23 protein-coding genes and 2 pseudogenes are annotated in these 19,310 nt (G+C 69.8%); 7 read left to right on the top strand and 18 right to left on the bottom strand.

Annotation, left to right across the window (positions count from 1 at the left end; genetic code table 11):
* Window positions 1-88 precede the first annotated feature (88 nt).
* Entirely contained in the window at window positions 89-1,045 is a 957-nt protein-coding gene (locus ACIREE_RS04410; RefSeq protein ID WP_404146036.1) for a GlxA family transcriptional regulator, read from the bottom strand.
* 371 nt (window positions 1,046-1,416) lie between these two features.
* On the opposite strand from ACIREE_RS04410, the gene ACIREE_RS04415 reads away from it, so the two are divergent.
* Entirely contained in the window at window positions 1,417-3,477 is a 2,061-nt protein-coding gene (locus ACIREE_RS04415; RefSeq protein WP_404146039.1) for a restriction endonuclease, read from the top strand.
* A gap of 162 nt (window positions 3,478-3,639) precedes the next feature.
* Here the strand turns inward: ACIREE_RS04415 and ACIREE_RS04420 are convergent.
* From ACIREE_RS04420 to ACIREE_RS04490, 15 genes and pseudogenes are all read right to left on the bottom strand, one after another.
* Window positions 3,640-4,600: pseudogene (locus ACIREE_RS04420) on the bottom strand (IS701 family transposase); the annotation flags it as partial.
* A complete protein-coding gene (locus ACIREE_RS04425; RefSeq protein WP_404146857.1) occupies window positions 4,528-4,773 on the bottom strand; it encodes a hypothetical protein in 246 nt (81 codons plus the stop codon). The pseudogene ACIREE_RS04420 and the gene ACIREE_RS04425, both read right to left, overlap by 73 nt.
* Window positions 4,770-6,202: pseudogene (locus tag ACIREE_RS04430) on the bottom strand (ABC transporter transmembrane domain-containing protein); the annotation flags it as partial. The pseudogene ACIREE_RS04430 and the gene ACIREE_RS04425, both read right to left, overlap by 4 nt.
* An 82-nt stretch (window positions 6,203-6,284) precedes the next feature.
* The gene (locus tag ACIREE_RS04435) at window positions 6,285-7,322 is read right to left on the bottom strand and encodes a YihY/virulence factor BrkB family protein (RefSeq protein WP_404146041.1); all 1,038 of its coding nucleotides are present in this window, start codon (window positions 7,320-7,322) and stop codon (window positions 6,285-6,287) included.
* Between the two features lie 47 nt (window positions 7,323-7,369).
* The gene (locus tag ACIREE_RS04440; protein ID WP_404146044.1) at window positions 7,370-8,011 is read right to left on the bottom strand and encodes a LysE family translocator; all 642 of its coding nucleotides are present in this window, start codon (window positions 8,009-8,011) and stop codon (window positions 7,370-7,372) included.
* A gap of 33 nt (window positions 8,012-8,044) precedes the next feature.
* Window positions 8,045-8,269 (bottom strand): gas vesicle protein K, encoded by a 225-nt coding sequence (locus ACIREE_RS04445; RefSeq protein WP_404146819.1) that lies wholly within the window; start codon window positions 8,267-8,269, stop codon window positions 8,045-8,047.
* Window positions 8,270-8,469: 200 nt separating this feature from the next.
* Window positions 8,470-8,658: a gas vesicle protein gene (locus ACIREE_RS04450; protein WP_404146047.1), complete on the bottom strand. Its 189-nt coding sequence runs from the start codon at window positions 8,656-8,658 to the stop codon at window positions 8,470-8,472.
* Window positions 8,655-9,521 carry a GvpL/GvpF family gas vesicle protein gene (locus tag ACIREE_RS04455; protein WP_404146050.1) on the bottom strand — a complete coding sequence of 289 codons (867 nt, stop codon included), beginning with the start codon at window positions 9,519-9,521 and terminating at the stop codon, window positions 8,655-8,657. Before ACIREE_RS04455 ends, ACIREE_RS04450 begins: the two co-directional genes overlap by 4 nt.
* The gene (locus tag ACIREE_RS04460) at window positions 9,514-9,885 is read right to left on the bottom strand and encodes a gas vesicle protein (protein ID WP_404146053.1); all 372 of its coding nucleotides are present in this window, start codon (window positions 9,883-9,885) and stop codon (window positions 9,514-9,516) included. The genes ACIREE_RS04455 and ACIREE_RS04460 overlap by 8 nt, the downstream gene beginning before the upstream one ends.
* Window positions 9,885-11,075: an SRPBCC family protein gene (locus tag ACIREE_RS04465; protein WP_404146056.1), complete on the bottom strand. Its 1,191-nt coding sequence runs from the start codon at window positions 11,073-11,075 to the stop codon at window positions 9,885-9,887. The genes ACIREE_RS04460 and ACIREE_RS04465 overlap by 1 nt, the downstream gene beginning before the upstream one ends.
* Window positions 11,068-11,706, bottom strand: coding sequence for a DNA primase (locus tag ACIREE_RS04470; protein WP_404146059.1), 639 nt, complete (start codon window positions 11,704-11,706; stop codon window positions 11,068-11,070). The genes ACIREE_RS04465 and ACIREE_RS04470 overlap by 8 nt, the downstream gene beginning before the upstream one ends.
* A gap of 53 nt (window positions 11,707-11,759) precedes the next feature.
* On the bottom strand, window positions 11,760-12,005 hold the full coding sequence (locus ACIREE_RS04475; protein ID WP_404146062.1) for a gas vesicle protein GvpG: 246 nt from the start codon (window positions 12,003-12,005) through the stop codon (window positions 11,760-11,762).
* A gap of 7 nt (window positions 12,006-12,012) precedes the next feature.
* A complete protein-coding gene (locus tag ACIREE_RS04480) occupies window positions 12,013-12,756 on the bottom strand; it encodes a GvpL/GvpF family gas vesicle protein (RefSeq protein WP_404146065.1) in 744 nt (247 codons plus the stop codon).
* Window positions 12,753-13,178, bottom strand: a complete 426-nt coding sequence (locus ACIREE_RS04485) for a gas vesicle structural protein GvpA (RefSeq protein ID WP_404146067.1) — start codon at window positions 13,176-13,178, stop codon at window positions 12,753-12,755. Before ACIREE_RS04485 ends, ACIREE_RS04480 begins: the two co-directional genes overlap by 4 nt.
* Window positions 13,179-13,238: 60 nt before the next feature.
* Entirely contained in the window at window positions 13,239-13,616 is a 378-nt protein-coding gene (locus ACIREE_RS04490) for a gas vesicle protein (protein WP_404146070.1), read from the bottom strand.
* A 307-nt stretch (window positions 13,617-13,923) separates the two neighbouring features.
* Between ACIREE_RS04490 and ACIREE_RS04495 the strand changes: the two genes are divergently transcribed.
* The 3 genes from ACIREE_RS04495 to ACIREE_RS04505 all read left to right on the top strand — a co-directional run bounded on the left by ACIREE_RS04495 (window position 13,924) and on the right by ACIREE_RS04505 (window position 17,152).
* On the top strand, window positions 13,924-15,132 hold the full coding sequence (locus ACIREE_RS04495; protein ID WP_404146073.1) for a phosphatidylserine/phosphatidylglycerophosphate/cardiolipin synthase family protein: 1,209 nt from the start codon (window positions 13,924-13,926) through the stop codon (window positions 15,130-15,132).
* 177 nt (window positions 15,133-15,309) lie between these two features.
* Window positions 15,310-16,047, top strand: coding sequence for a restriction endonuclease (locus ACIREE_RS04500; RefSeq protein WP_404146822.1), 738 nt, complete (start codon window positions 15,310-15,312; stop codon window positions 16,045-16,047).
* 52 nt (window positions 16,048-16,099) lie between these two features.
* On the top strand, window positions 16,100-17,152 hold the full coding sequence (locus ACIREE_RS04505) for a YihY/virulence factor BrkB family protein (RefSeq protein WP_404146075.1): 1,053 nt from the start codon (window positions 16,100-16,102) through the stop codon (window positions 17,150-17,152).
* Between the two features lie 67 nt (window positions 17,153-17,219).
* Here ACIREE_RS04505 and ACIREE_RS04510 read toward each other — a convergent pair whose 3' ends face one another.
* Window positions 17,220-17,399, bottom strand: a complete 180-nt coding sequence (locus ACIREE_RS04510; protein WP_404146078.1) for a hypothetical protein — start codon at window positions 17,397-17,399, stop codon at window positions 17,220-17,222.
* A 159-nt stretch (window positions 17,400-17,558) separates the two neighbouring features.
* Between ACIREE_RS04510 and ACIREE_RS04515 the strand changes: the two genes are divergently transcribed.
* Window positions 17,559-17,702, top strand: a complete 144-nt coding sequence (locus ACIREE_RS04515) for a hypothetical protein (protein WP_363193562.1) — start codon at window positions 17,559-17,561, stop codon at window positions 17,700-17,702.
* A gap of 177 nt (window positions 17,703-17,879) precedes the next feature.
* Window positions 17,880-18,176 (top strand): DUF5133 domain-containing protein, encoded by a 297-nt coding sequence (locus ACIREE_RS04520; protein ID WP_404146081.1) that lies wholly within the window; start codon window positions 17,880-17,882, stop codon window positions 18,174-18,176.
* A gap of 32 nt (window positions 18,177-18,208) precedes the next feature.
* On the opposite strand, the gene ACIREE_RS04525 is transcribed toward ACIREE_RS04520, so the two are convergent.
* Complete coding sequence (locus ACIREE_RS04525; RefSeq protein ID WP_404146084.1) at window positions 18,209-18,622, bottom strand: ATP-binding protein; 414 nt, start codon at window positions 18,620-18,622, stop codon at window positions 18,209-18,211.
* A 229-nt stretch (window positions 18,623-18,851) separates the two neighbouring features.
* On the opposite strand from ACIREE_RS04525, the gene ACIREE_RS04530 reads away from it, so the two are divergent.
* The gene (locus ACIREE_RS04530; protein WP_404146087.1) at window positions 18,852-19,253 is read left to right on the top strand and encodes an STAS domain-containing protein; all 402 of its coding nucleotides are present in this window, start codon (window positions 18,852-18,854) and stop codon (window positions 19,251-19,253) included.
* Window positions 19,254-19,310 lie beyond the last annotated feature (57 nt).

The following is a 19,310-nucleotide window of genomic DNA, read 5'->3' on the forward strand; positions in this document are numbered from 1 at the left end:
CGCGCGCGGCATTCGCCGGTGACAGCGGCACGATCGCCATGGTCCGCAAGGATCCCGCCAACGGGTCCCGGCGACCGAGCAGCGGGTTCTACTCGCCCCGGGAGAACGTGCGCCGGTACTCGCTCGGTGTGGTGCCGAGGATGCGCTGGAAATGCAGGCGCAGGTTCGCGCCGGTACCGAGGCCGACGTCGGCGGCGATCTGCTCGACGCCGCGCTGCGAACGCTCCAGCAGTTCGCGGGCCACGTCGATCCTGGCCCGCATCACCCACTGCATGGGCGTGTAGCCGGTGTCGTCGACGAAGCGCCGCGAGAACGTGCGCGGCGACACCGCCGCGTGCTCGGCGAGCGCCTCCAGGGTGAGCGGTTCGCCGAGGCGGTGCAGAGCCCACTCGCGGGTGGCGGCGAACCGTTCGCCGAGCGGCTCGGGCACGCTGCGCGGCACGTACTGGGCCTGCCCGCCGCTGCGGTAAGGGGCCGCGACCAGGCGCCTGGCCGCGTGGTTCGCCGCCGCTACGCCGAGGTCGCCGCGCAGGATGTGCAGGCACAGGTCGATGCCGGAGGCGGCGCCGGCCGAGGTCAGCACGCTGCCCTCGTCGACGAACAGCACGTTCTCGTCGAGCCGCACCCGCGGATGCTTCGCGGCGAGGGCCCGTGTGTAGTGCCAGTGGGTCGTGGCGCGTTTGCCGTCGAGCAGTCCGGTGGCGGCGAGCGCGAAGGCTCCCGTCGAGATGGCGGCGAGCCGGGCGCCCCGCTCGTGGGCGGCGGTCAGCGCGTCGACGACGGCCGGCGGCGGATCGTCGCGGTCCGGGAACCGGTAGCCGGGGACGAAGACGATGTCGGCCCACGCGAGCGCTTCGAGACCGTGGGCGACGACGTACGACAGGCCGTCCCCGCCGGTCACCGGGCCGGGCGCCGCCCCGCACACCCGTACCTCGTACGGCATGCTCGCGCGGGTCGTGAACACCTGGGCCGGAATACCGACGTCGAGCGGCTTGGCGCCCTCGCTGACAAGGACGGCGACACGATGCAGGCGGGAGGCGGGCACGTGACGAGGGTACGCGGGGTGATCGTCACCCGGCCTGCCGGGCGATCCGGGCCACGGCCGCGGCCGGCTCGCCGAGACGCGCGGCGGCGGTACGCCAGTCGGCCGTGACCGCGGCGTGCGGCCGGCACGGCAGCGGGGTCCTCTCGGTGATGGTCGTCCCCTCGTCGGTCGGGGCAGGTCCGACGGGCCTGAGTGCGCGTACTCATTCTCCGCGTAGGTCCCTGAAATCCCGTACCGCCAGAGCTGGTTGCCTTTGACAGGCGGATATGCGCGGAAGGGATTGCTGGGTAAAGTTGTGAGGTCACCGTCCAGCTGTGGGGGCAGCGTGAGTCCGTCGACGGTGATGCGCAGGCGGGGGAGGTTCTTCACATATGAGTCGTCGCTCCACCGGTGTCCTCGGCGTCTGGGCCGAGATGCAGCGGCAGCAGCAGCGTCAGTCGGAGGCCGAGGCCAGGCAGCTCAGGCTGGAAGCTCAGCGGGCACGCGCGTACCAGCGCCGGGTCGCGCAGAGCCACCGGGAGTACCGGCAGGCGGAGGCCCATCGTCGTACGGAGGAACTCGACGCCCGAGTGGCCTCGCTGCAGGGGCTGCTCGCGGCCGGCTGCCGGGCCCCCGCGTTCCGTGCCGACTCGCTCCTGCGCACCGACGAGATCGAACCGTTCACGCCGGGGCCACTGGCGAACCCTGTGCCGCCGCCGGATCCGCTGCGCTACCAGGCGCAGAACGGGTGGACGGCGAACCGCCGCGCCCAGGCCCAGGCCGAGGCGCACGCGCGGTATCAGCGGGATCTGCGCGATGCGCAGGCCGCGGAAGCGCGGCGGCAGCAGGAGTTGACCGCGTACTGGAACCAGTACGACGCGTGGGCGGCGGCCCGGCGGACCGAGGTGCGCCGGCACAACGCGGGTGTCACCGCGGTGGTCGAAGGGGTCCGCCGCCGAGAACCGGATGCCGTCGTCGAGTACTTCTCGGCGGCGCTGTACGCCTCCACCGCGTGGCCGGAAGGCTTTCCGCGCCGGGTCGCCGCCGCGTACGACGCGGCCGCCGGGCAACTGGTCCTGGACTGGGAGCTGCCCGGGTACGACGTCGTCCCGGAGGCCAAGGCGGTGCGGTACGTCTCCTCGCTCGACCAGGACAAGGAGAGTCCGCGCCCGCTGGCCCAGCGCCGCGCGCTCTACCGGGAGGTGGTCGCGCAGTGCGTGCTGCTCGCGCTGCACGACCTGTTCGCCGCCGACGAGCCGGGCGCCCTGGACTCCGTGGCGTTGAACGGCTTCGTCGACGACCACGATCCCGTCACCGGCCGGCCCGGGCAGATCGTGCTGGCCACGGTGATGGCCTCGCGCACGGCGTTCGCGGATCTGCATCTCGCGCAGGTCGACCCGGTCAGCTGTCTGGGCGACGGACTGCGCGGTCAACTCTCTTCGAAGCCGGACCAGTTGAGCTCAGTACGGCCCGCGCGGCGACCGGACGAGGCCGGGAACCGGGTGGTCAGCCACGGCGGCGACGGCGAGCCCGACCTGTACGCGATGGACCCGATCGCCTTCGAGTCGCTCGTCGCCGAACTCTTCCGGGCCATGGGCATGCAGGCGGTCACCACCCAGCGCTCGAACGACGGGGGCGTGGACGTCGACGCCCTCGATCCCGCCCCGATCCGCGGCGGCAAGATCGTCGTGCAGGTGAAGCGGTACCGCAACACGGTGCCACCCACCGCCGTCCGCGATCTGTTCGGGACCGTGCAGGACGCCGGGGCCAACAAGGGTGTCCTGGTGACTACTTCGCGCTTCGGCCCCGGGTCCCACACGTTCGCCAACGGCAAGCCGCTGGAGCTCATCTCCGGCGAGGAGCTCGTCGACCTCCTGCACCGGCACGGCTTGCGCGGGCGACTGGGTCCACGGCCCGGCACGCGGGCCGACAGACCCTCGGCCGCCGCTCCCGAACCCCAACTGCCCGCCGATTACAACGTGTTGGGCATGTCGTGGTCGGGGTCGGTGGCCCTGGACATCTGCGCACTCGTCTGCCGCGGCAACCGCGTCCTGAGCGACGACCACTTCGTCTTCTACAACAACCCTCGCACTCCGGACGGTGCGGTACAGGCGCTCCCGCCGGCCGGCTCCGACAAGGCCGCGCTCCGGGTCTCCTTCGAAGGTCTGCCACCGGCCGCCGACCGCTTCGTCCTCGTGGCGGCCGTCGACCCGGAGGTCAACCCGGACGCCGACCTGGCCGGATTCTCCGACGCACGGATACGCCTGCTGGATCCGCGGCTGACCGAGATCGGAGCACTCGACGTCTCCGACGGCCGCCCCGGCGAGACGGCACTCGTCCTCGGCTCGTTCCGCCACCGGCCCAGCGGGGACTGGGACTTCGTCGTAGGCGGCAAGGGGTACAGCGGCGGCCTGGAGGCACTGCTGCAGGACTACGGGATCGAGGTCGACTAGTACTGCAACGGTGCTTGTCCTGAGTGCTGGCCAGTTTTTAGGGGCTGTGGCCGCGTCGTTTGTAGTGGCTGATGCGGGCTTGGTGTTGGCGCTGTCGCCGCCAGTGTGACCAGTGCAGGATGTGATCGACCGGGGTGGGACGGCGGTTGGTGAGCCGAGTGATCAGCCGTCGGATTTCGGCGAGGCTGAGGTGGATGAGCTGGGAGGATCCGTTTCTGCTTTCTCCGTATCCAACTGGCGGGCCCGCAGGACGGTCAGGCAGGCGTGGGCGGCCATGGCCAGGGTCATGTGGCGGTGCCGGCCGGGGTAGCGGCGAACCTGGTAGTCGTCCAGGCCGCATTCCTGCTTCGCGGTCTGGAAGCACTCCTCGACCGCCCAGCGGCTGCCCGCGACACGGATCAGCTCGTCCATGGTGGTGTCGGCGGGGCAAGAGGCGATGTAGTAGGAGATTTCCTCGGGCCTGCTGACGCTGCGGCGGGCCAGGACCCAGTGCCGGCGGTCTTCGCGGTGCCAGGGCCGCACCTCGATGCGTGCCCAGTCGTAGATCCGTCGGCCATGGGCTCCCTCGCCGCAGGACCGGCGTTTCCACTTCTGCCGCGCCAGGCCGGGAAACAGGTCGTGGACGGGATGGTCCATGGCCCAGCGGGTGACGACGGTGTCGTGCCTGGTGGTGGCCATGACGTGGAAGACGTCCGCTTGCTCGAGCTCGGATCGCCAGCCCTTGCTGAAGCCGTAGGAGGCGTCCGCGGTCACCCAGTTGAACGGGATTTTCTCGGCGTTGGCCCGGCGGACCATCGCCTTGGCCATCGCCACCTTCGTGGCGAAAGGCGACACTGTCGTCGATGCCCGCCTGCTGGCAGCGGTCGCGGTCATCCGTCCAGGACATGGGTAGATACAAGCGGCGGTCGATCAGCGTGCGTCCCCGCTCGGACGCGTAGGCGAGGGAGACCCCGACCTGGCAGTTCTCGGTGCGTCCCGCGGTGCCGGAGTACTGCCGCTGCACCCCGGCCGAGCGGATGCCCTTCTTCAGAAAGCCGGTGTCATCGACGATCAGGACCGCATCGCGGTCACCGAGGTTTGCCACGACGTAGTCCCGCACGTCGTCGAGTACCTCGTCGGCGTCCCGGTGCCGAGCAGGGCCCGCGCCCGGTCCGGCCGGACGAGCGCGCGCAGGGCGGCCCGGGTCCTGGCGGCGGTGGCGACGGGCAGCAGTTCCCTGACGTCGTCCGTGGCGGCCGGGACGCCGGCGGGAGTCTCGGCGTCGGGCAGGTCCGGTATCGCGGAGACCGTGGTCATGACAGCACCGCCGCACGGTAGAGGGGATGGTCGCGTACGAGGTCCTCGTGCGGGGCCTCGGCGGTGACGGTGCCGCCCTCGATGAGGACGACGCGGTCGGTGGCGGCGAGCAGCGCCGGGCTACTGGTGACCAGCAGCGTCGTCCGGTCGGCGCGGACGCGGCGGATACCGGCGGCGATCCGGGCCTCGGTGGCGGCGTCCACCGCGGTCGTCGGGTCGTGCACGACCAGGACGCTGCGGTCGGCGGCCAGGGCCCGCGCCAGGGCGACGCGTTGGCGCTGGCTCCCGGAGAGCGAGCTGCCGCGCTCGCCGACCCCGGCGTGCACGCCGGCCGGGAAGACGGCGGCGACCTGGTCCACGGCGGCCGCGTCCATGGCGGGCCCGGATCGCTCTCCCGGGGCGCGGCCGCGGTCACGTTGGCGAGGAGGGTGCCGTCGAAGAGCTGGGCGTCGTGCTCGGCCACCAGGAGGGCCGAGCGCAGGGCCTCGGGAGCGAGTTCGGTGACCGGCGTGCCGTCCAGGGTGATGCTGCCGCGCTCCGGATCGCACCGGCGCGCGAGGCAGCGCAGCAGGGTCGTCGCGTCCGCCGGGTCGGTGACGACGATGCCGAGGTGTTCGCCTGGGCGCACGGTCAGGTCGACGGCGGTGAGCCCCTCGTGGCCGAGCCCGTCGAGGCGCAGTTCGCCGGGTGCGGGTCCGCCGAGCGCCGCGGTGCCGCCGCTGGTCTCACCCGGCGCGGCCGGCACGTCGGCGATCCGGGTGGCCGAGGCGCGTCCCTTGGCGAACTCGGCGCCCACATAGGCCAGTACACCGATCGGTCCCGGCAGGAAGAGGGCGAGGCCGACCGCGGAGACGAGGGCGCCGAGGCCGATGGAGCCGGTCAGGACGAGTCGCCCGGCCACGAGGGCGATCAGGGCGATGAACGCCCCGGTGAGGGCCAGCATCAGGCCGTTCTGCAGGGCTTCCGCGCGGGCGGCCCGGAGGTTCGCGGACAAGGACGCCTGGCTGGTGGACCGGTAGCGGTCGACGGCGGCGCGTTCGGCTCGCAGCCCCTTGAGCACCCGGACCCCGGCCACCAGGTCGGCGGCGACGGCCGAGGCGTGCGCGGCGCGTTCCTGTTCCGCTTCGCTGCGGTGCTCCAGGGGGCGCGCGAGGAAGTGGCCGAGGACCATCAGGACCGGCGCTCCCACGAGGACGAGCAGCCCGAGGGGAAGGGAGGCCCGGAGCAGCAGCACCGCCCCCGCCACCACTCCGACGACCGCCGCCACCCCGAGGGTCACGGCCATGTTGAGCGCGCCCACTCTGCGGGCGTCCTCGGTGGCCACGCTCACCAGGGCGCCGGCCGGGCGGCCTGCCTCGGCGCCTCCGTGCGGGGCGAGGACGCGTTCGACGATGTCCAGGCGGAGGCGGTGCGCGGCCTGTTCGGCGGCCGGCACTTCGAACAGCTGCACCGGGAACAGCTACACCTCGGAAAAGAGCGCTCAGCGGATCACACCGTCTCGTTACGTCACGTCACGTCTCGTCCATGCGACGCCTGTCCTGCTCGTCCCATGCCCGCGTGTCACGCGGCTCGGCATACGGCTCGGCCTCGGGCGGATGACCGCCGGCGATGGCGCGCTGGCGCGCGGTCTCCGCGTCGAACTCCAGGCCCAGCAGGACGGCCAGGTTGCTGACCCACAGCCACACGAGGAAGACGATCACCCCGGCCATCGTGCCGTAGGTCTTGTTGTACGAGGCGAAGTGGGCGACATAGAAGGCGAACCCGGCGGAAGCGGCCAGCCAGACCAGCAGAGCGAGCACACTGCCCGGCGTGATCCACCGGAATCCCCTGACCTTGGCGTTCGGCGTGGCCCAGTAGAGGATCGCGATCATGATGGTGACCAGGACGACGAGGACCGGCCACTTCGCGACCGACCACACCGCCAGCGCGCTGTCGCCGATGCCCAGCATGGTGCCGGCCTGTCGGGCCAGGCCGCCGGTGAACACCACGATCAGAGCGCTGACCGCGGCCAGCACCATCAGCACCACGGTCACCCCCACGCGCACCGGAAGGACCTTCCACACAGGGCGGCCTTCCGGAATGTCGTAGACGGCGTTGGCGGATCGGATGAACGCCGCCACGTAGCCGGAGGCCGACCAGACCGCCAGCACCAGGCCGACGATCGCGATCAGGGAGCCGGTGCCGCTGTTGCCCTGCAACTGCTCCACCGCCTGCGTGATGATGTCGCGGGCCGAGCCGGGCGCCAGTTGCTTGAGGTTGGACAGCACTTTGTCCGAGGCGGACTTGCCCGTCACCCCCAGCAGGGAGACCAGCACCAGCAGTGCCGGGAACAGGGACAGCACCCCGTAGTACGTCAGCGCGGCCGCCCGGTCGGTGAGCTCGTCGTCCTTGAACTCCCGCAGGCTGCCCTTGAGTACGGCCGTCCATGACCGTTTCGGCAGGTCGGTCGGTGCCTTCGGAGCCCGCTGTTCGACCTGTTCGTCCGGACCGAACCGGTTGGTGTCGCGGTCCTCATCGTGGTCGTGCCGTGGAATTGGTCGTTGCTCCATGAGCGGCGGGTAACCCGTCTGCTCGCCGCCACGCCTGGCTCGCGGCTTCAGGATGACGCCGCCACGCCCGCGCCGATGCCGATGAAGAGCCAGCCGGTCATCAGCTCCCAGCGCCGACGGATCGCCGGCCGCGCGAGGAGTGCCCGCAACCGCGCGGCCACGGAGACCAGCACACCCCAGTACACAAGGCCGATGACAATGTCGAGGGCTCCCAGAAAGAGGATCTGCCGGGTCGCGGAACCGTCGCCGTCGACGAACTGCGGCAGGACACTGAGGAAGAAGAGCGCCGCTTTCGGGTTGAGCACATTGGTCAGGAACCCCTCGGCGAAACCCGAGCGCCGACGGGTGCGCGACGCACGGCGTCCGTGCGCTTTCGGCGCACGGACCCCACCGCGCTCGCCCGCACCCCGCCTGGCCGTCACCACAGCTCGCACGCCCAGGTAGACCAGATACGCCGCCCCCAGCAACTTGATGGTCTGGAAGATCAGAGCGGAGCGGGCCGCGATCACCGACAGCCCCAGCACCGCGGCAGCCATATGCACGCAGAGCCCGCCCTGAGCACCCAGCGCGGCGGCGCGCCCCCTGGAAGAACTCTCGGCCGCGCACCGGACGATGACCAGGAAATCCGGCCCCGGAACGAGATAGGCCACTACCACCACGCCGAGAAAACCCAACAGATCGACCGACATCCGCTCTCCACTCCTCGACGGGTGCAGCCGGGTTCAGCGCGGCAGCAGCGGGCCCAGGGGCCCGAGATCGATGTTGAGGTCCTCGGGGCCGAGGTCGTAGCGCTCGCGCAGTTCCGTCATCCGGTCCTCGAGCAGCATCAACGTGAGGCCGATGCGGTCCTCCTGCTCCTCCGTCAGGTCGCCCGTGTCGAAGCGGCGCAGCGCCTGACGTTCCATCAGCTGTCGCAGCAGTTCGATGATGGTCAGGACGAGCTTCATCAGGTCCCGCTCCACCGTGTCGGGCTCGATCTGGATGCGACCGCGCCCCTTCCCCACCTCGGGCTCCCTGCCGGGGTCCCCTTCGGGCTGCGCCTGAGGCTGCGCTTCGGGGCCCTGGGCCGGCCCGCCACAGGTCGGGCACGTGCTTTGTGCCGTGGCCTCCAGTGGCGCGCCGGGGCGGCCCGTATCGTCGTAGGGGCTCACAGGATGTTCTCCCAAGGGGAGGGGACGTTCTCGTTCACCGAGCTGATCAGGGCCTTCAAGTCGATACGGACCAGGTCCACGTCCGCGATACGCAAGGTGACGTCGCCCGCGAGGACCACTCCCCCGGCGAGCAGCCGGTCCAGCAGGTCCACGAGGGCCACCTCGCGTCGCTCGATGACGGTCATCGCGTGTCACCTGTCGACGGCCCCGGCTCGTCCGCGCGTTCCTCGGGCGGTGCGGAGAAGGAGTACGCGGCCCATGGTCCGGTCAGTTCCACGCGCAGTCCGGGCTGCGTGTCCTTGGTCGCGTCGACGAGTTCCACGAACGCCTCCGACGTCGAACGGTCCACCAAATAGGCGCCGTTGAGGACGTTGCGTCCCGAGCTCCTGGCCAGTTCCGGGTTCTGCGGCGGATGGATCCGGGTCTCCGCGCAGGCTTGCGCGAGCTGGTCGTGGAGCTGCTGCGCGAACGTCTCCGCCTGTTGCCATACCTGGTCGCGTCCGTCTCGTTCGGCACGACGACGGCGCAGATAGTCGCGGCCCGAACCGCTGCCGAGCGCCTGCGCGGTGACGCGCTCCCGCCTCTCGGACCCCGTTGCCCTGGAACCGGAACCGGAACCGGAACCGGAGACGGCAGTCGGCTCGGCCGGCTGCTCCTCCACGAAGACCTTCACACCCCACTCCACCCGGTCCCGGATGCGCACGAGGGAGGTACGGAAGCGCTGCTCCTCCTCTTCAAGCATGGCGCGCACCCCGCTGTCGTCGCGGAACACGGTCGCCAGCCGGAGCGGCAGCGGGCTGGTGACCGACATGAGCGCGGCGATCACCGCCTGGTGGGCGCGTGCCGTGTCGGAGAGCCAGTCGAGGTTCTCCAGGTTCCGGCGCAACGCGCTCTCGGAGAATTGCTCGGCCGGCACGTGACTCACGACGGCCGTCAGACCGGCATGGTGGATCTGCCGTGGCACGGCCTCGCCCACGCCGGTCAGGTCCGCCGCGAGCGGGGCGTCGAGGGAGTCACAGACCGCGTAGACGTACCGCAGGTCAGTCATGGTGCGGCTCCTCCTCCTTCTCCCGGGCCGGGTCCAGCGCCTGCGACGACGTGCTCCCGCCCTCCAGGGCTGCGAGCCGCTCCCGCAACTCGGCGTTCTCCCGGGCGAGTTCCTTGCGCCGCGCACCGGACGACAGCGACGGGTCGTCCTCCCACCAGTCGATGCCCATCTCCTTCGCCTTGTCGACCGAGGCGACGATCAGGCGCAGTTTGATCGTGAGCAGTTCTATGTCGAGCAGATTGATGCGGATGTCACCCGCGATCACGATGCCCTTGTCCAGCACCCGCTCCAGGATGTCCGCGAGGTTCGCCCCCGAACTCCCCCCGTTCAGGGGGGAGTCGGGGAACCTGCTTGCTGTGCTCATCAGCGACTCCGGGCGGGTGCGTGCTCGCGCCGGTCGGGCTCGTCGGCGGGCTCGTCCTCGTCGGCGTCGGCCTCGGCGTCCTCGTCGGCGTACTCGACGTCGTCGTCCTCAGCGTCCTCGGCGTCCTCGTCGACTTCGGCTTCCGCGCCCGCTTCCTCGTCCTCGTCCTCGTCCTCGTACGCCGGCTCGTCCTCGTCGGCGTACTCGTCGTCCTCGGACGGCTCTTCCTCGCTCTCGCCGTCCTCGGCGCGGGCCTCGTCCTGGTCCTCGTCTTCGTACTCGCCGTCGGGCTGGTCCTCGGACTGCTCGTCGGACTGGTCCTGCGAGCGCTCCTCTTCCTCCTCGGCGACCGCGTCGTCGTGACTGCGGACGACCTCGCCGTCGCGGATCTCACCACGCCAGCCGTCCGTCGCCTCGCCCTTGATCGAGATGAAGCGCGCGAAGTGCTTCAGGTCGAGGCGGGCACGACGGCCCTGCGCCCGCCAGATGTTGCCGGTCTTCTCGAAGAGGCCCTTGGGGTAGTACTCGATGATCAACAGGACGCGGGTGAGGTTCGCACCGAGTTCGTGGAAGGTGACGACGCCCTTCGTGGTGCCCTTCGCCCCTTCGGAGCTCCAGCTGATGCGCTGGTCGGGCACCTGCTCCGTGGTGTGCGCCTTCCAACTCCGGCTGGACCAGAAGATCTTCATCTGCCAGTCGGACGTGACGTCGTCCGCGCGGTTGGAGTTCTTCACGCCCCGCGCGAAGGTGGAGAACTCCTGGTACTGGGTCCACTGGTCGTAGGCGGTGCGGACGTCGACGCCGACGTCGATGCTCTCCAGGATGACGGTCGGCTTCTGGCCGGCACCGGACTTGGACTTGCCCTTGCCGCCCTTGCCGAACATTCCCTTCACCCCGTCGACCAGATTGTCCTTGAGGTGGCCCGCGCCGGTTTCGACGGCCGTACGCACCGGGCCCTTGCCCTCGGCGAGCTTGCGGCCGCCGTCCATGGCGAGCTTGCCGAAGCCGGGGCTGTTTCCTTCGGCGATGTCGTTGAGCTTGGCCGTGGTCTGGCCCAGCTTGTTGCCGACGCCGGTCAGCAGATGGGTCGCCTTGGCGGCGAGGTAGTCCTGCGCCTCGGCCTTCAGCCGGTCGGCCGCCTGACTCTTCGCGAGGTCCTTGAGCGGGTTCGCCTTGGGCAGCTCAGCCATTGTTCCGGCCTCCCTTCGTACCACTGCTCGGGGACCGCCTGGCGGCCCCCGCGGGCTTCTTGGCCCGGGACGAAGCCGACTTCTTGGCGGTCGTCCCCTGTGCCCGTGTGCCCTGCTCCGGCTTCCGCCGACCGGACGACGCGGACTTCTTGGCGGGCGCCCGCTTGCGGGGCGCCGGCCGCTCTTCGTCCTGCGCCGACGCCTTGTCGTCGTCCTGCGCCTCGTCCCGCGCCTCGTGCTGCTCGTCGTCCCGCGCCTCGTGCTGCTCGTCGTCCCGCTCATCGACGTCGTCCGCACTGTCGGACTCCGTGGAACCGCCCTCTAGACGGTCCCGCACACCGGTCGTGCTGCTGTGCAGCCTGTTGGCCAGGCCCTCCATCTGCCGTTCCAGGATCGCACCGGTGGCAGCCTTGCCGACGCCGCGGAAGTCGTCGCGCAGCTGCCCGCCGAGCTCCTGGAACTGCGGGTTCTTGTCCAACTGGGTGCGGACCAGGTCCACGACGGCCTTGGGGCTCAGCTGCAGCTTCTTGCCGGCGACCATGGTGCCGACGGCGAAGGCCAGCTTCATCTTCTTGGTACGTCCCAGGAGGTACCCGGCTCCTACTGCGAGGCCGACTGCTGTTCGGTTCATGGTGTCGTCCGTTCCTGCACGTATGGCTTCACGCGCCTAGGTGTGATCCGGCGTCACGCGCCTGTCTGTCTGCTCCGACCGGCCTCGAGCCGGTCGAGAAGCTCGTCCTCCATCCGGTCGAAGGTCTCCTCGTCGATCTCGCCCGCCTCCAACTGCTTCTCCAGGGCGGCCAGTTGCGCTTGGATGGCCGAGGGGTCGTAGTACTGGCTCTCCGCTTCCTTGACCACCTGGTCGAGAACCCACATGGAGCCTCGAACAGGGGCCAGCGGCAGCAGGAGCACCTCGCTCAGCAGCCCCATGAGTGCCTCATCCCGCGGCGGAGGCCGCCGGGGCCGGCTCCACGAAGCTGTAGGGCGGGAGCGGCCCGTTGACCCGGAAGACCAGGTGGGGAGCCGCCTGCCGGATCTCCTCGATCGCGCCGAGCAGCCGCTCGGAGGAGGCCCGGTCCACGAGGAAGGAGAGGTTGGTGATCCAGCCGGTGCTCCCCGGCGCCTCGCTGACATCGTCGGCCTGCGGCTCGAGTGCCGTACGGACCATCTCGGCGTCCTGCGCCTCGCGGGCCTGGACGGCCTTCGCGACGGTCTCGCCGAGGAGCAGCTTGTCCTCGTGGCTGCCGCCACCGGCGTCACGGTTGCGCACCGCGAGAGCCCGCACGTCGTCGTTCTCCGCCATGACGGTACGCAGTACCGCCTCTTCGTCGTGCTGGACCTTGACGTTGTACTCCACGCGCTCGCTCAGCGCGGCCAGCCGCTCCTGATAGTGCGTCACCCGCTCTTCGAGGGCCGCCGCGACCGCGGCGTCGTCCGTCGCGACGCTGCCGAACCGCATGGGCAGGACGGTGCCTCCACCGCCGGCCTCGGACAGGACGTTCTGGTGCGCGAGCAGATCGCGCCGCTTGGGCCGCAGGTTCTCGGGGGCGTCACTCACCAGTGCGGCGAGGCCGCCGGCCGTGACGACGCGGACGGTCAGCGCCGGGCTACCGATGCCTTCCATGCCGTCGGGCAGGCTCGGGTGGTCGGCACCGGCGATGCCGTATACGTAGGTGCTCATTCCTGCTCCTCCTTACGACGGCTGGACGAGGCGCGGCGCTGACGCGGGCGGGACTCGCTCTGGCTCTCGTCGCGGGCCTGCGAGAAGGCGTCCGATATGGTCTCGGCCGCGCCCGAGAGCGCCCCCTTGGTCTTGCCGTGGGCGCCGGACTCCATGGTGTCGCCGATGATGTCCGTCAGTCCTGAGGGCTTCTTGCTGCCGGTCTCCAGGTCGAGGCGGTTGCACGCCTCGGCGAAGCGCAGGTACGTGTCCACGCTGGCGACGACGATGCGGATGTCGATCTTCAGGATCTCGATGCCGACCAGTGAGACACGGACGAACGCGTCGATCACGAGGCCTCGGTCGAGGACCAGCTCGAGCACGTCGTAGAGGCCACTGGTCCCGCCGCCTCCACCACCCTGTTGGGTCGTTGCGACTGTCATGTGCTTCTCCTCCCTTTCATTCGCCTTTCGGGGAGCTCGCCGCCCGCCGGCGGCGGCCGGTCAGTGGCGGTCGTCGGACCGCCCGCGCTCGTAGCGCCTGAGCCGCCGGTAGCCGGTGAGGATGCCCTGGTCGTCCAGGGCGACCTCGTAACTGGCGAGCAGGCTCATCGTGTCGGGGACCCTGGACAGTTCCAGGACCTCCACCTCGAGCAGCCACCCGTCATCGGTGGCACGGAACGAGGAGACCGAGTCGACCTGCCTGCCGGTCAGCTCCGTCAACTGCTCGCGTGCCTCCCGGATCGCCTCGGTCGGACGGAGGCTCTTGCTGGGCCGGGGCTTCTCGGCCGCGGCGCGCCTCCTTGTTCCGCTCCCCTTCTTGGCGGGTTCCCTCGATGTGCCGTCGGACTCGTCTTGTGAAGGATTTGATGTGTCTGTCATTTCGATCTCCACCCCGCGTGCCCGTGAATCTCTGGCCAAACCTTCATGGTTCTCGCGTTCTGTGAACTCGTGGTGTGCAGAGGCCCGTTCGCCCCGGCAGCCAGGCGCCGCTTGAGAAGCGCGTATCCCGTCCCGGCGTCCGAATGCCCCGCTCGCGCCGTGTTACGACTCACAGCCACGACACGACGGACGGTCCCCTGGCGCGCGGACCGCCCCTGTTCGGGCGGACACATAGTCGGATGCCGCGTGAACGAGTTGTGAGGGGGCACCGGTCTCACGCTGTACACATCGATGAACCGGAGTTCCCATGTCTGCGTCCCCCGTAAGCACCGTTCCAGTCACGTCCGCGAGCAGAGCGGCGACGGATCCCCGTCAGCAACTGCGGCGCCGCCTGGAGCGGTTGATCGGGATCGCGGCCACGGAGGGGAACAGCCTCGTACCCCTGCGCAACGGGGACGAGATCTTCCCCGCCATGCTGGACGCGATACGCGGCGCCCGGCACACGATCGACATGATGACGTTCGTGTACTGGCGGGGTGACATCGCCCGCGAGTTCGCTCTCGCGCTCGCCGAGCGCGCCCGGGCCGGGCTGCGGGTGCGGCTGCTGCTCGACGGTTTCGGCAGCCGCACCATCGAGGAGAGCCTCCTCGGGCTCATGAACGAGGCGGGCGTGCATGTCGCCTGGTTCCGCAAGCCACTTCACCTGTCCCCGTTGAAGCAGAACCACCGCTGCCACCGCAAGGTCCTCGTCGTGGACGAGGTGACCGCCTTCACCGGCGGCGTCGGCATCGCGGAGGAGTGGTGCGGCAACGCCCGTGGTCCTCGCGAATGGCGGGACACCCACGTCCATGTGCGCGGGCCCGCAGTCGACGGGATCTGTGCGGCTTTCGCCCAGAACTGGGCTGAATGTCACAATGAACTCTTCGACGCATGCGACCGCTTCGTGGAGCACGAGGCACAGGGAGACGCGATCGTTCAGGTGGTCCGCGGCTCGGCCAGCTTCGGCTGGCAGGACATGCAGACACTGCTCCGTGTGGTGATCGAGTCCGCGCGGCACCGACTGCGCCTGGCGACCGCCTACTTCTCCCCCGACGACTACTTCGTCGAGCTGTTGTGCAAGGCGGCCCGCCGCGGGGTGCAGGTCGAGCTGCTCGTGCCGGGCCCGCACACGGACAAGCAGATCAGCCGCGTCGCCGGCCGGCATTACTACGAACGGCTCCTGAAGTGCGGCGTGATCGTCCGCGAGTACCAGCGCACGATGCTGCACTGCAAAGTCGTCACCGTCGACGGCCACGCGGCCCTCATCGGCTCGTCGAACCTCAACCGGCGCTCCATGAACCACGACGAGGAAGTCATGCTCGCCGTCCTGGACGAGCCCTTCACCGCGGCGCTCGACGCGGACTACGACGAGGACATCACCCACAGCGTCCGGGTGGATCCCGCTCGTTGGGCCGAGCGGCCGCTCGCCTTCCGGGCCGCCGAGGCCGCGACGCGCACCGTGCAGCACTTCTTGTGACCCTGCACTCGTACGAGTACGAGTACGAGCACGCGTAGCCTCATTCGCACTCGTCGATCATGGAACGAGCAGGTCGGGGCACTCGTCGTCCACGGAGATTCGCGACGACGCGCAGGAGACCGAGTGCTGACACACAAGACGAAGAGTGCCGCGGGCCACGTTCAGGTCACGGAACGACTGTCCAGGCCGATCATCGCCCTCGGCTTAGTCGGTGCCCTGGTCTGCGCCACGGTACTGCTCTTCATACGCTTCGCCGACTGGGCCGGCGCACATCCCCTCGGCGCGGTACTCCTCGCCCTGCTCGCGATACCCGTGCTGTACGTCCTGTTCCGCGCCATGCCACGCACCCGCGAGCTGCGCCGCGCCGCCCGCGCGGGAATGGCCCAGGCCGACCGCGAGCTCGCCGCGTCGGCGCGGATCGAGGAGACGCCTGTAGCGTCCGCTGCCGACCGGGATCACGAGACCATCCGCCTCGGGACGGGCCCCGCCGCGCCCCGGGACGGCCTCACCGCCGTACTGCCGGAACCCGCCCCCGACTTCACGGACCTCGACCCCGACGGCTTCGAGGCGGCCGTGGCAGCACTGTGCGAACGGGACGGCTGCACGGACGTCGAGATCGTGGGCGGCGCGGGCGACCTCGGCGCCGATGTCCTCGCGACCGCGCCCGACGGCCGACGCGTCGTCGTGCAGTGCAAGTTGTACGGGCCCACGCACAAGGTCGGCTCCCAGGACCTCCAGCGCTTCGGCGGCACCTGCTGGACCGTGCACGGAGCACAGTTCGCGGCTGTGGTGACCACCAGTGAGTACACGGCGCCGGCCGAGGAGTACGCGCAGGCGTGCGGCATCCGTTGTATGGACGGTTCCGAGCTCGCGGCCTGGGCGGACGGCTCGGGGCCGACGCCGTGGGGCCTGTGACGACGTGTGGGTTCACAGGTCTGAATCCCCGTCCGGCGGACATCCGGGAGTCATGTCGAAGCAGCGGAGCAACCTTGAACGGCGCGATGACGAGGCGTCGGACGCGGACGAAGCGGCGGAGTACGGCCCCTCCCCCGAGGTCGAGGAGGCGGCGCCGGACAGCCCGGCGGATCTGTCCAGGCACGCGTGGGGGCAGGTGCTGCGGGGCAGTCTCCGCGAGTTCCAGAAGGAGGAACTCGCGGATCGTGCGGCCGCTTTGACGTACTACTCCGTCCTCTCCCTCTTTCCCGCTCTGCTGGTCCTGGTGGCGCTGCTCGGCGTGGCCGGCGAGACCGCCACCCAGAAGGTTCTGGACAGCCTGGAGTCGCTGGCTCCGGGCGCGGCGCGGGAGATCCTCACCCATGCCGTGAAGCAGTTGCAGGGGCACTCGGGCACCGGCTCGGTGATGGCCGTGGCCGGTCTGGTACTGGCCGTGTGGTCGGCGTCGGGCTACGTGGGCGCGTTCATCAGGACGGCGAACCAGATCTACCACGTACCTGAAGGGCGACCGCTGTGGAAGGTCGTGCCGCTGCGCCTCGGCCTCACCCTGGCCCTGATGCTGCTCGCCACGCTGAGCGCGCTCGTCGTCGTGTTCACGGGCGGGGTCGCGCGGCGGGTCGGCTCCGTCTTCGGGATGGGAGACACCGCGCTCACCGTCTGGTCACTCGCCAAGTGGCCACTGCTCGCCGTCCTGTTGGTGCTGATGATCGCCCTGCTGTACTGGGCGGCGCCCAATGTGAAGGGACGCGGTTGGCTCTGGGTCACGCCGGGCGGGTGTCTCGCCCTGGTCGTCTGGCTCGTGGCCTCGGCCGGTTTCACGCTGTACGCGGCAGGGTTCGCGTCCTACAACAAGACGTACGGCACCATGGCGGGCGTCATCGTCTTCCTCGTATGGCTGTGGCTGAGCAGTCTGGCCATCCTGCTGGGCCTCGCGTTCGATGCCGAGATCGCCCGGCAACGGGCGATCAGCGGTGGACACCCCACCCAGGACGAGCTGTTCATCGAGCCGCGCGACACCAGCGCCTGGGACGAGCGTGACGTTCAGCAGATACAGCAGACACCCTGACCGGCCGACCGCCCGCACTCGCGATGACTTCCGCGGGTACGGGCGGTCTTTCCGTTCCGGCGCGAGGTCAGCGTCGGCGTGACGTTCTGGTGCGTGCCCAGCCGCCGGCTCCCGCCAGGTGCAGGGCCAGCGCGGTCAGGCCGAGGAGCATGACGTTCACCGAGGTGAAGACGTCGTTCGTCGAGATGTCGGCGGCATTGATCAAGAACGCCAGGAAGAACAGCACAGCGGCGGCGATGGCGAACATGTGAACTCCCGTTCCTCGTCGGACTCTTGTCGGACGCTTGTCAGTTCCTTGTCTTCGTCGCCCGTGTGCCCTCTTTCGTGTTCCGTACCGCATCACGGGTAGCCGGAACAGAAGCAGCGACCCAAGGTCGCTCCCTTGTCGAACCACCATGGAGGCGTCATGCCCGGCATTTTCGACCGGATCAAGCAGTACAGCCGCACCCCGCAGGGCCGCCGCGCCATCGCGACGGCGCGGCGCACGGCCTCGGACCCCCGCAAGCAGGCGCAGGCCCGCGCGTGGCTCGGCCGGCTGCGTCGCCGCTGAGCCGTTGTCGCGCAGCGCGGAACATGCGGCGACGTGCGTGACGCAGACCTCCCGGAGCAGTGCGGCCTGATCATCCGGATCTCCCGGCCGCACGTACGAAGGCAATCACTCGGGCAGTCACCCGAGCGGTTACTCAGGCGGCCCGGTAGGCATGTCCGGGCAGAACCTGGGCAGTCGGTGTCCGTCGATCCCGGTTTCACGGGACGCCAGGACACCAGGACAACCGAACAGGGGCGCCTCGTGCTGAATACCGAGCCGATGTTCATCCGGACTCTGCTGAGCCGCTATGCCGACGTGCAGTTGCGCTTCTCGGAGCGGCCGACCCAGGAACTCCGGTGGCAGCTCGACGACGTCACCTACACGTTGTGCGTCAGCACCGGGACCCAGTCCGTGCGCGACGCCCTGATGGCAGCCGATCGCGTCCTGGAGCGCGCCGCCGCGACGCGCTCCGGCGATGAGTCACAACCCGCCTGAACCACCGGTCCGAACCGTCCCGCCGCACCCCGTCACAGGGGCCCTTCGGCCACCGGCCGCGGCAGGGGCAGTACGGCGGTGATCGTCTTCCCGCGCGGCCCCACATCGACCGCGACGTGTGAGCTGAGCCGCTGCACCACCATCCAGCCGAACCCGCCCGGCACGCTCGGCGCCGAGGGCGCACGGCGCGGCACCTCCGCGCTGCCGTCGCTCACGCTCATCCACAGGACATCGCCCTGGAGGCCGGCCTCGAAGCCGGTCGTCCCGCCCGCGTGGCGGATGGCATTGGCGGTCAGTTCAGTGGCCACCAGCAGCGCGTCGTCGTGCAGACGTCGCGCCTGGTGCAGCGGAAGGCCGCAGCACACTTCCATGAGAACCCAACTGATTTCCGCCCGGGCCTGCGCGCAGGTCGTGCGCTCTGAAGCAGGTGTCTCGGGAGCACTCATCAAGACGTGATCCTCTCTCTGTACACGTGCAAACACTGCATTTCGTCGTCGCTTCGTTTCCGCTTTCCCAGCGCTGCTATCCGCACACCCCCTCGGACAAGTCACTCGCTCAAATTGCGTTCACACCCGTGAAAAACCGCTTCGACCTGGTGTTTTCCCAGGCATACAGGAGTTCAAGAACACAGCCGTCCCGTTCCTGAGAGGCCTGGGCATATGACAGGGTCGGGGCATGGCATGTGACAGTGAAAGCATCGAACTCACCCAGCGGGAGCGGGTGGCGGTGGTCACGTTGCGCGATGACATCGACCTCGAGGACGGCGCCGAGGTCACCGCCGTCTTCCATCGCGCGCGTACCGACACCGGCACTGACGCCACGCTGCTGGATCTGGGCGAACTCGCCTTCGCCGACAGCACCCTGCTCAACCTGATCCTGCGGGCGAGGGCCGAGCACGACGAGGCGCGGCGGCCCTTCGTCCTGGCCGTCCCTGACGGCAGTGTCGTCCGGCGGCTGTTCGACATCACCGGCGTCACCGACGTCCTGGCCCTGACCGGCAGCCAGGAAGAGGCACTGCGGCACATTCACGCGACTCTGGACAGCGGCACCGGATCGCCCGCCGAGCCCAGCCCGTGATTCCGCGTGTGCGCCGATCGGTCCAGCGGGCGGCTTGATCGCCCTACGGACGGGTAA

Source organism: Streptomyces sp. NPDC102467 (assembly GCF_044765445.1).
Taxonomy (GTDB): Bacteria; Actinomycetota; Actinomycetes; order Streptomycetales; family Streptomycetaceae; genus Streptomyces.

Coding starts and splice junctions, on each gene's coding strand:
- ACIREE_RS04415 (WP_404146039.1), top strand. CDS start 1,417: ATGAGTCGTCGCTCCACCGGTGTCCTCGGCGTCTGGGCCGAGATGCAG.
- ACIREE_RS04470 (WP_404146059.1), bottom strand. CDS start 11,706: ATGAACCGAACAGCAGTCGGCCTCGCAGTAGGAGCCGGGTACCTCCTG.
- ACIREE_RS04515 (WP_363193562.1), top strand. CDS start 17,559: ATGCCCGGCATTTTCGACCGGATCAAGCAGTACAGCCGCACCCCGCAG.
- ACIREE_RS04465 (WP_404146056.1), bottom strand. CDS start 11,075: ATGGCTGAGCTGCCCAAGGCGAACCCGCTCAAGGACCTCGCGAAGAGT.
- ACIREE_RS04525 (WP_404146084.1), bottom strand. CDS start 18,622: ATGAGTGCTCCCGAGACACCTGCTTCAGAGCGCACGACCTGCGCGCAG.
- ACIREE_RS04455 (WP_404146050.1), bottom strand. CDS start 9,521: ATGACTGACCTGCGGTACGTCTACGCGGTCTGTGACTCCCTCGACGCC.
- ACIREE_RS04450 (WP_404146047.1), bottom strand. CDS start 8,658: ATGACCGTCATCGAGCGACGCGAGGTGGCCCTCGTGGACCTGCTGGAC.
- ACIREE_RS04505 (WP_404146075.1), top strand. CDS start 16,100: ATGTCGAAGCAGCGGAGCAACCTTGAACGGCGCGATGACGAGGCGTCG.
- ACIREE_RS04425 (WP_404146857.1), bottom strand. CDS start 4,773: ATGACCACGGTCTCCGCGATACCGGACCTGCCCGACGCCGAGACTCCC.
- ACIREE_RS04510 (WP_404146078.1), bottom strand. CDS start 17,399: ATGTTCGCCATCGCCGCCGCTGTGCTGTTCTTCCTGGCGTTCTTGATC.
- ACIREE_RS04440 (WP_404146044.1), bottom strand. CDS start 8,011: ATGTCGGTCGATCTGTTGGGTTTTCTCGGCGTGGTGGTAGTGGCCTAT.
- ACIREE_RS04445 (WP_404146819.1), bottom strand. CDS start 8,269: ATGAAGCTCGTCCTGACCATCATCGAACTGCTGCGACAGCTGATGGAA.
- ACIREE_RS04460 (WP_404146053.1), bottom strand. CDS start 9,885: ATGAGCACAGCAAGCAGGTTCCCCGACTCCCCCCTGAACGGGGGGAGT.
- ACIREE_RS04475 (WP_404146062.1), bottom strand. CDS start 12,005: ATGGGGCTGCTGAGCGAGGTGCTCCTGCTGCCGCTGGCCCCTGTTCGA.
- ACIREE_RS04435 (WP_404146041.1), bottom strand. CDS start 7,322: ATGGAGCAACGACCAATTCCACGGCACGACCACGATGAGGACCGCGAC.
- ACIREE_RS04480 (WP_404146065.1), bottom strand. CDS start 12,756: ATGAGCACCTACGTATACGGCATCGCCGGTGCCGACCACCCGAGCCTG.
- ACIREE_RS04495 (WP_404146073.1), top strand. CDS start 13,924: ATGTCTGCGTCCCCCGTAAGCACCGTTCCAGTCACGTCCGCGAGCAGA.
- ACIREE_RS04530 (WP_404146087.1), top strand. CDS start 18,852: ATGGCATGTGACAGTGAAAGCATCGAACTCACCCAGCGGGAGCGGGTG.
- ACIREE_RS04490 (WP_404146070.1), bottom strand. CDS start 13,616: ATGACAGACACATCAAATCCTTCACAAGACGAGTCCGACGGCACATCG.
- ACIREE_RS04485 (WP_404146067.1), bottom strand. CDS start 13,178: ATGACAGTCGCAACGACCCAACAGGGTGGTGGAGGCGGCGGGACCAGT.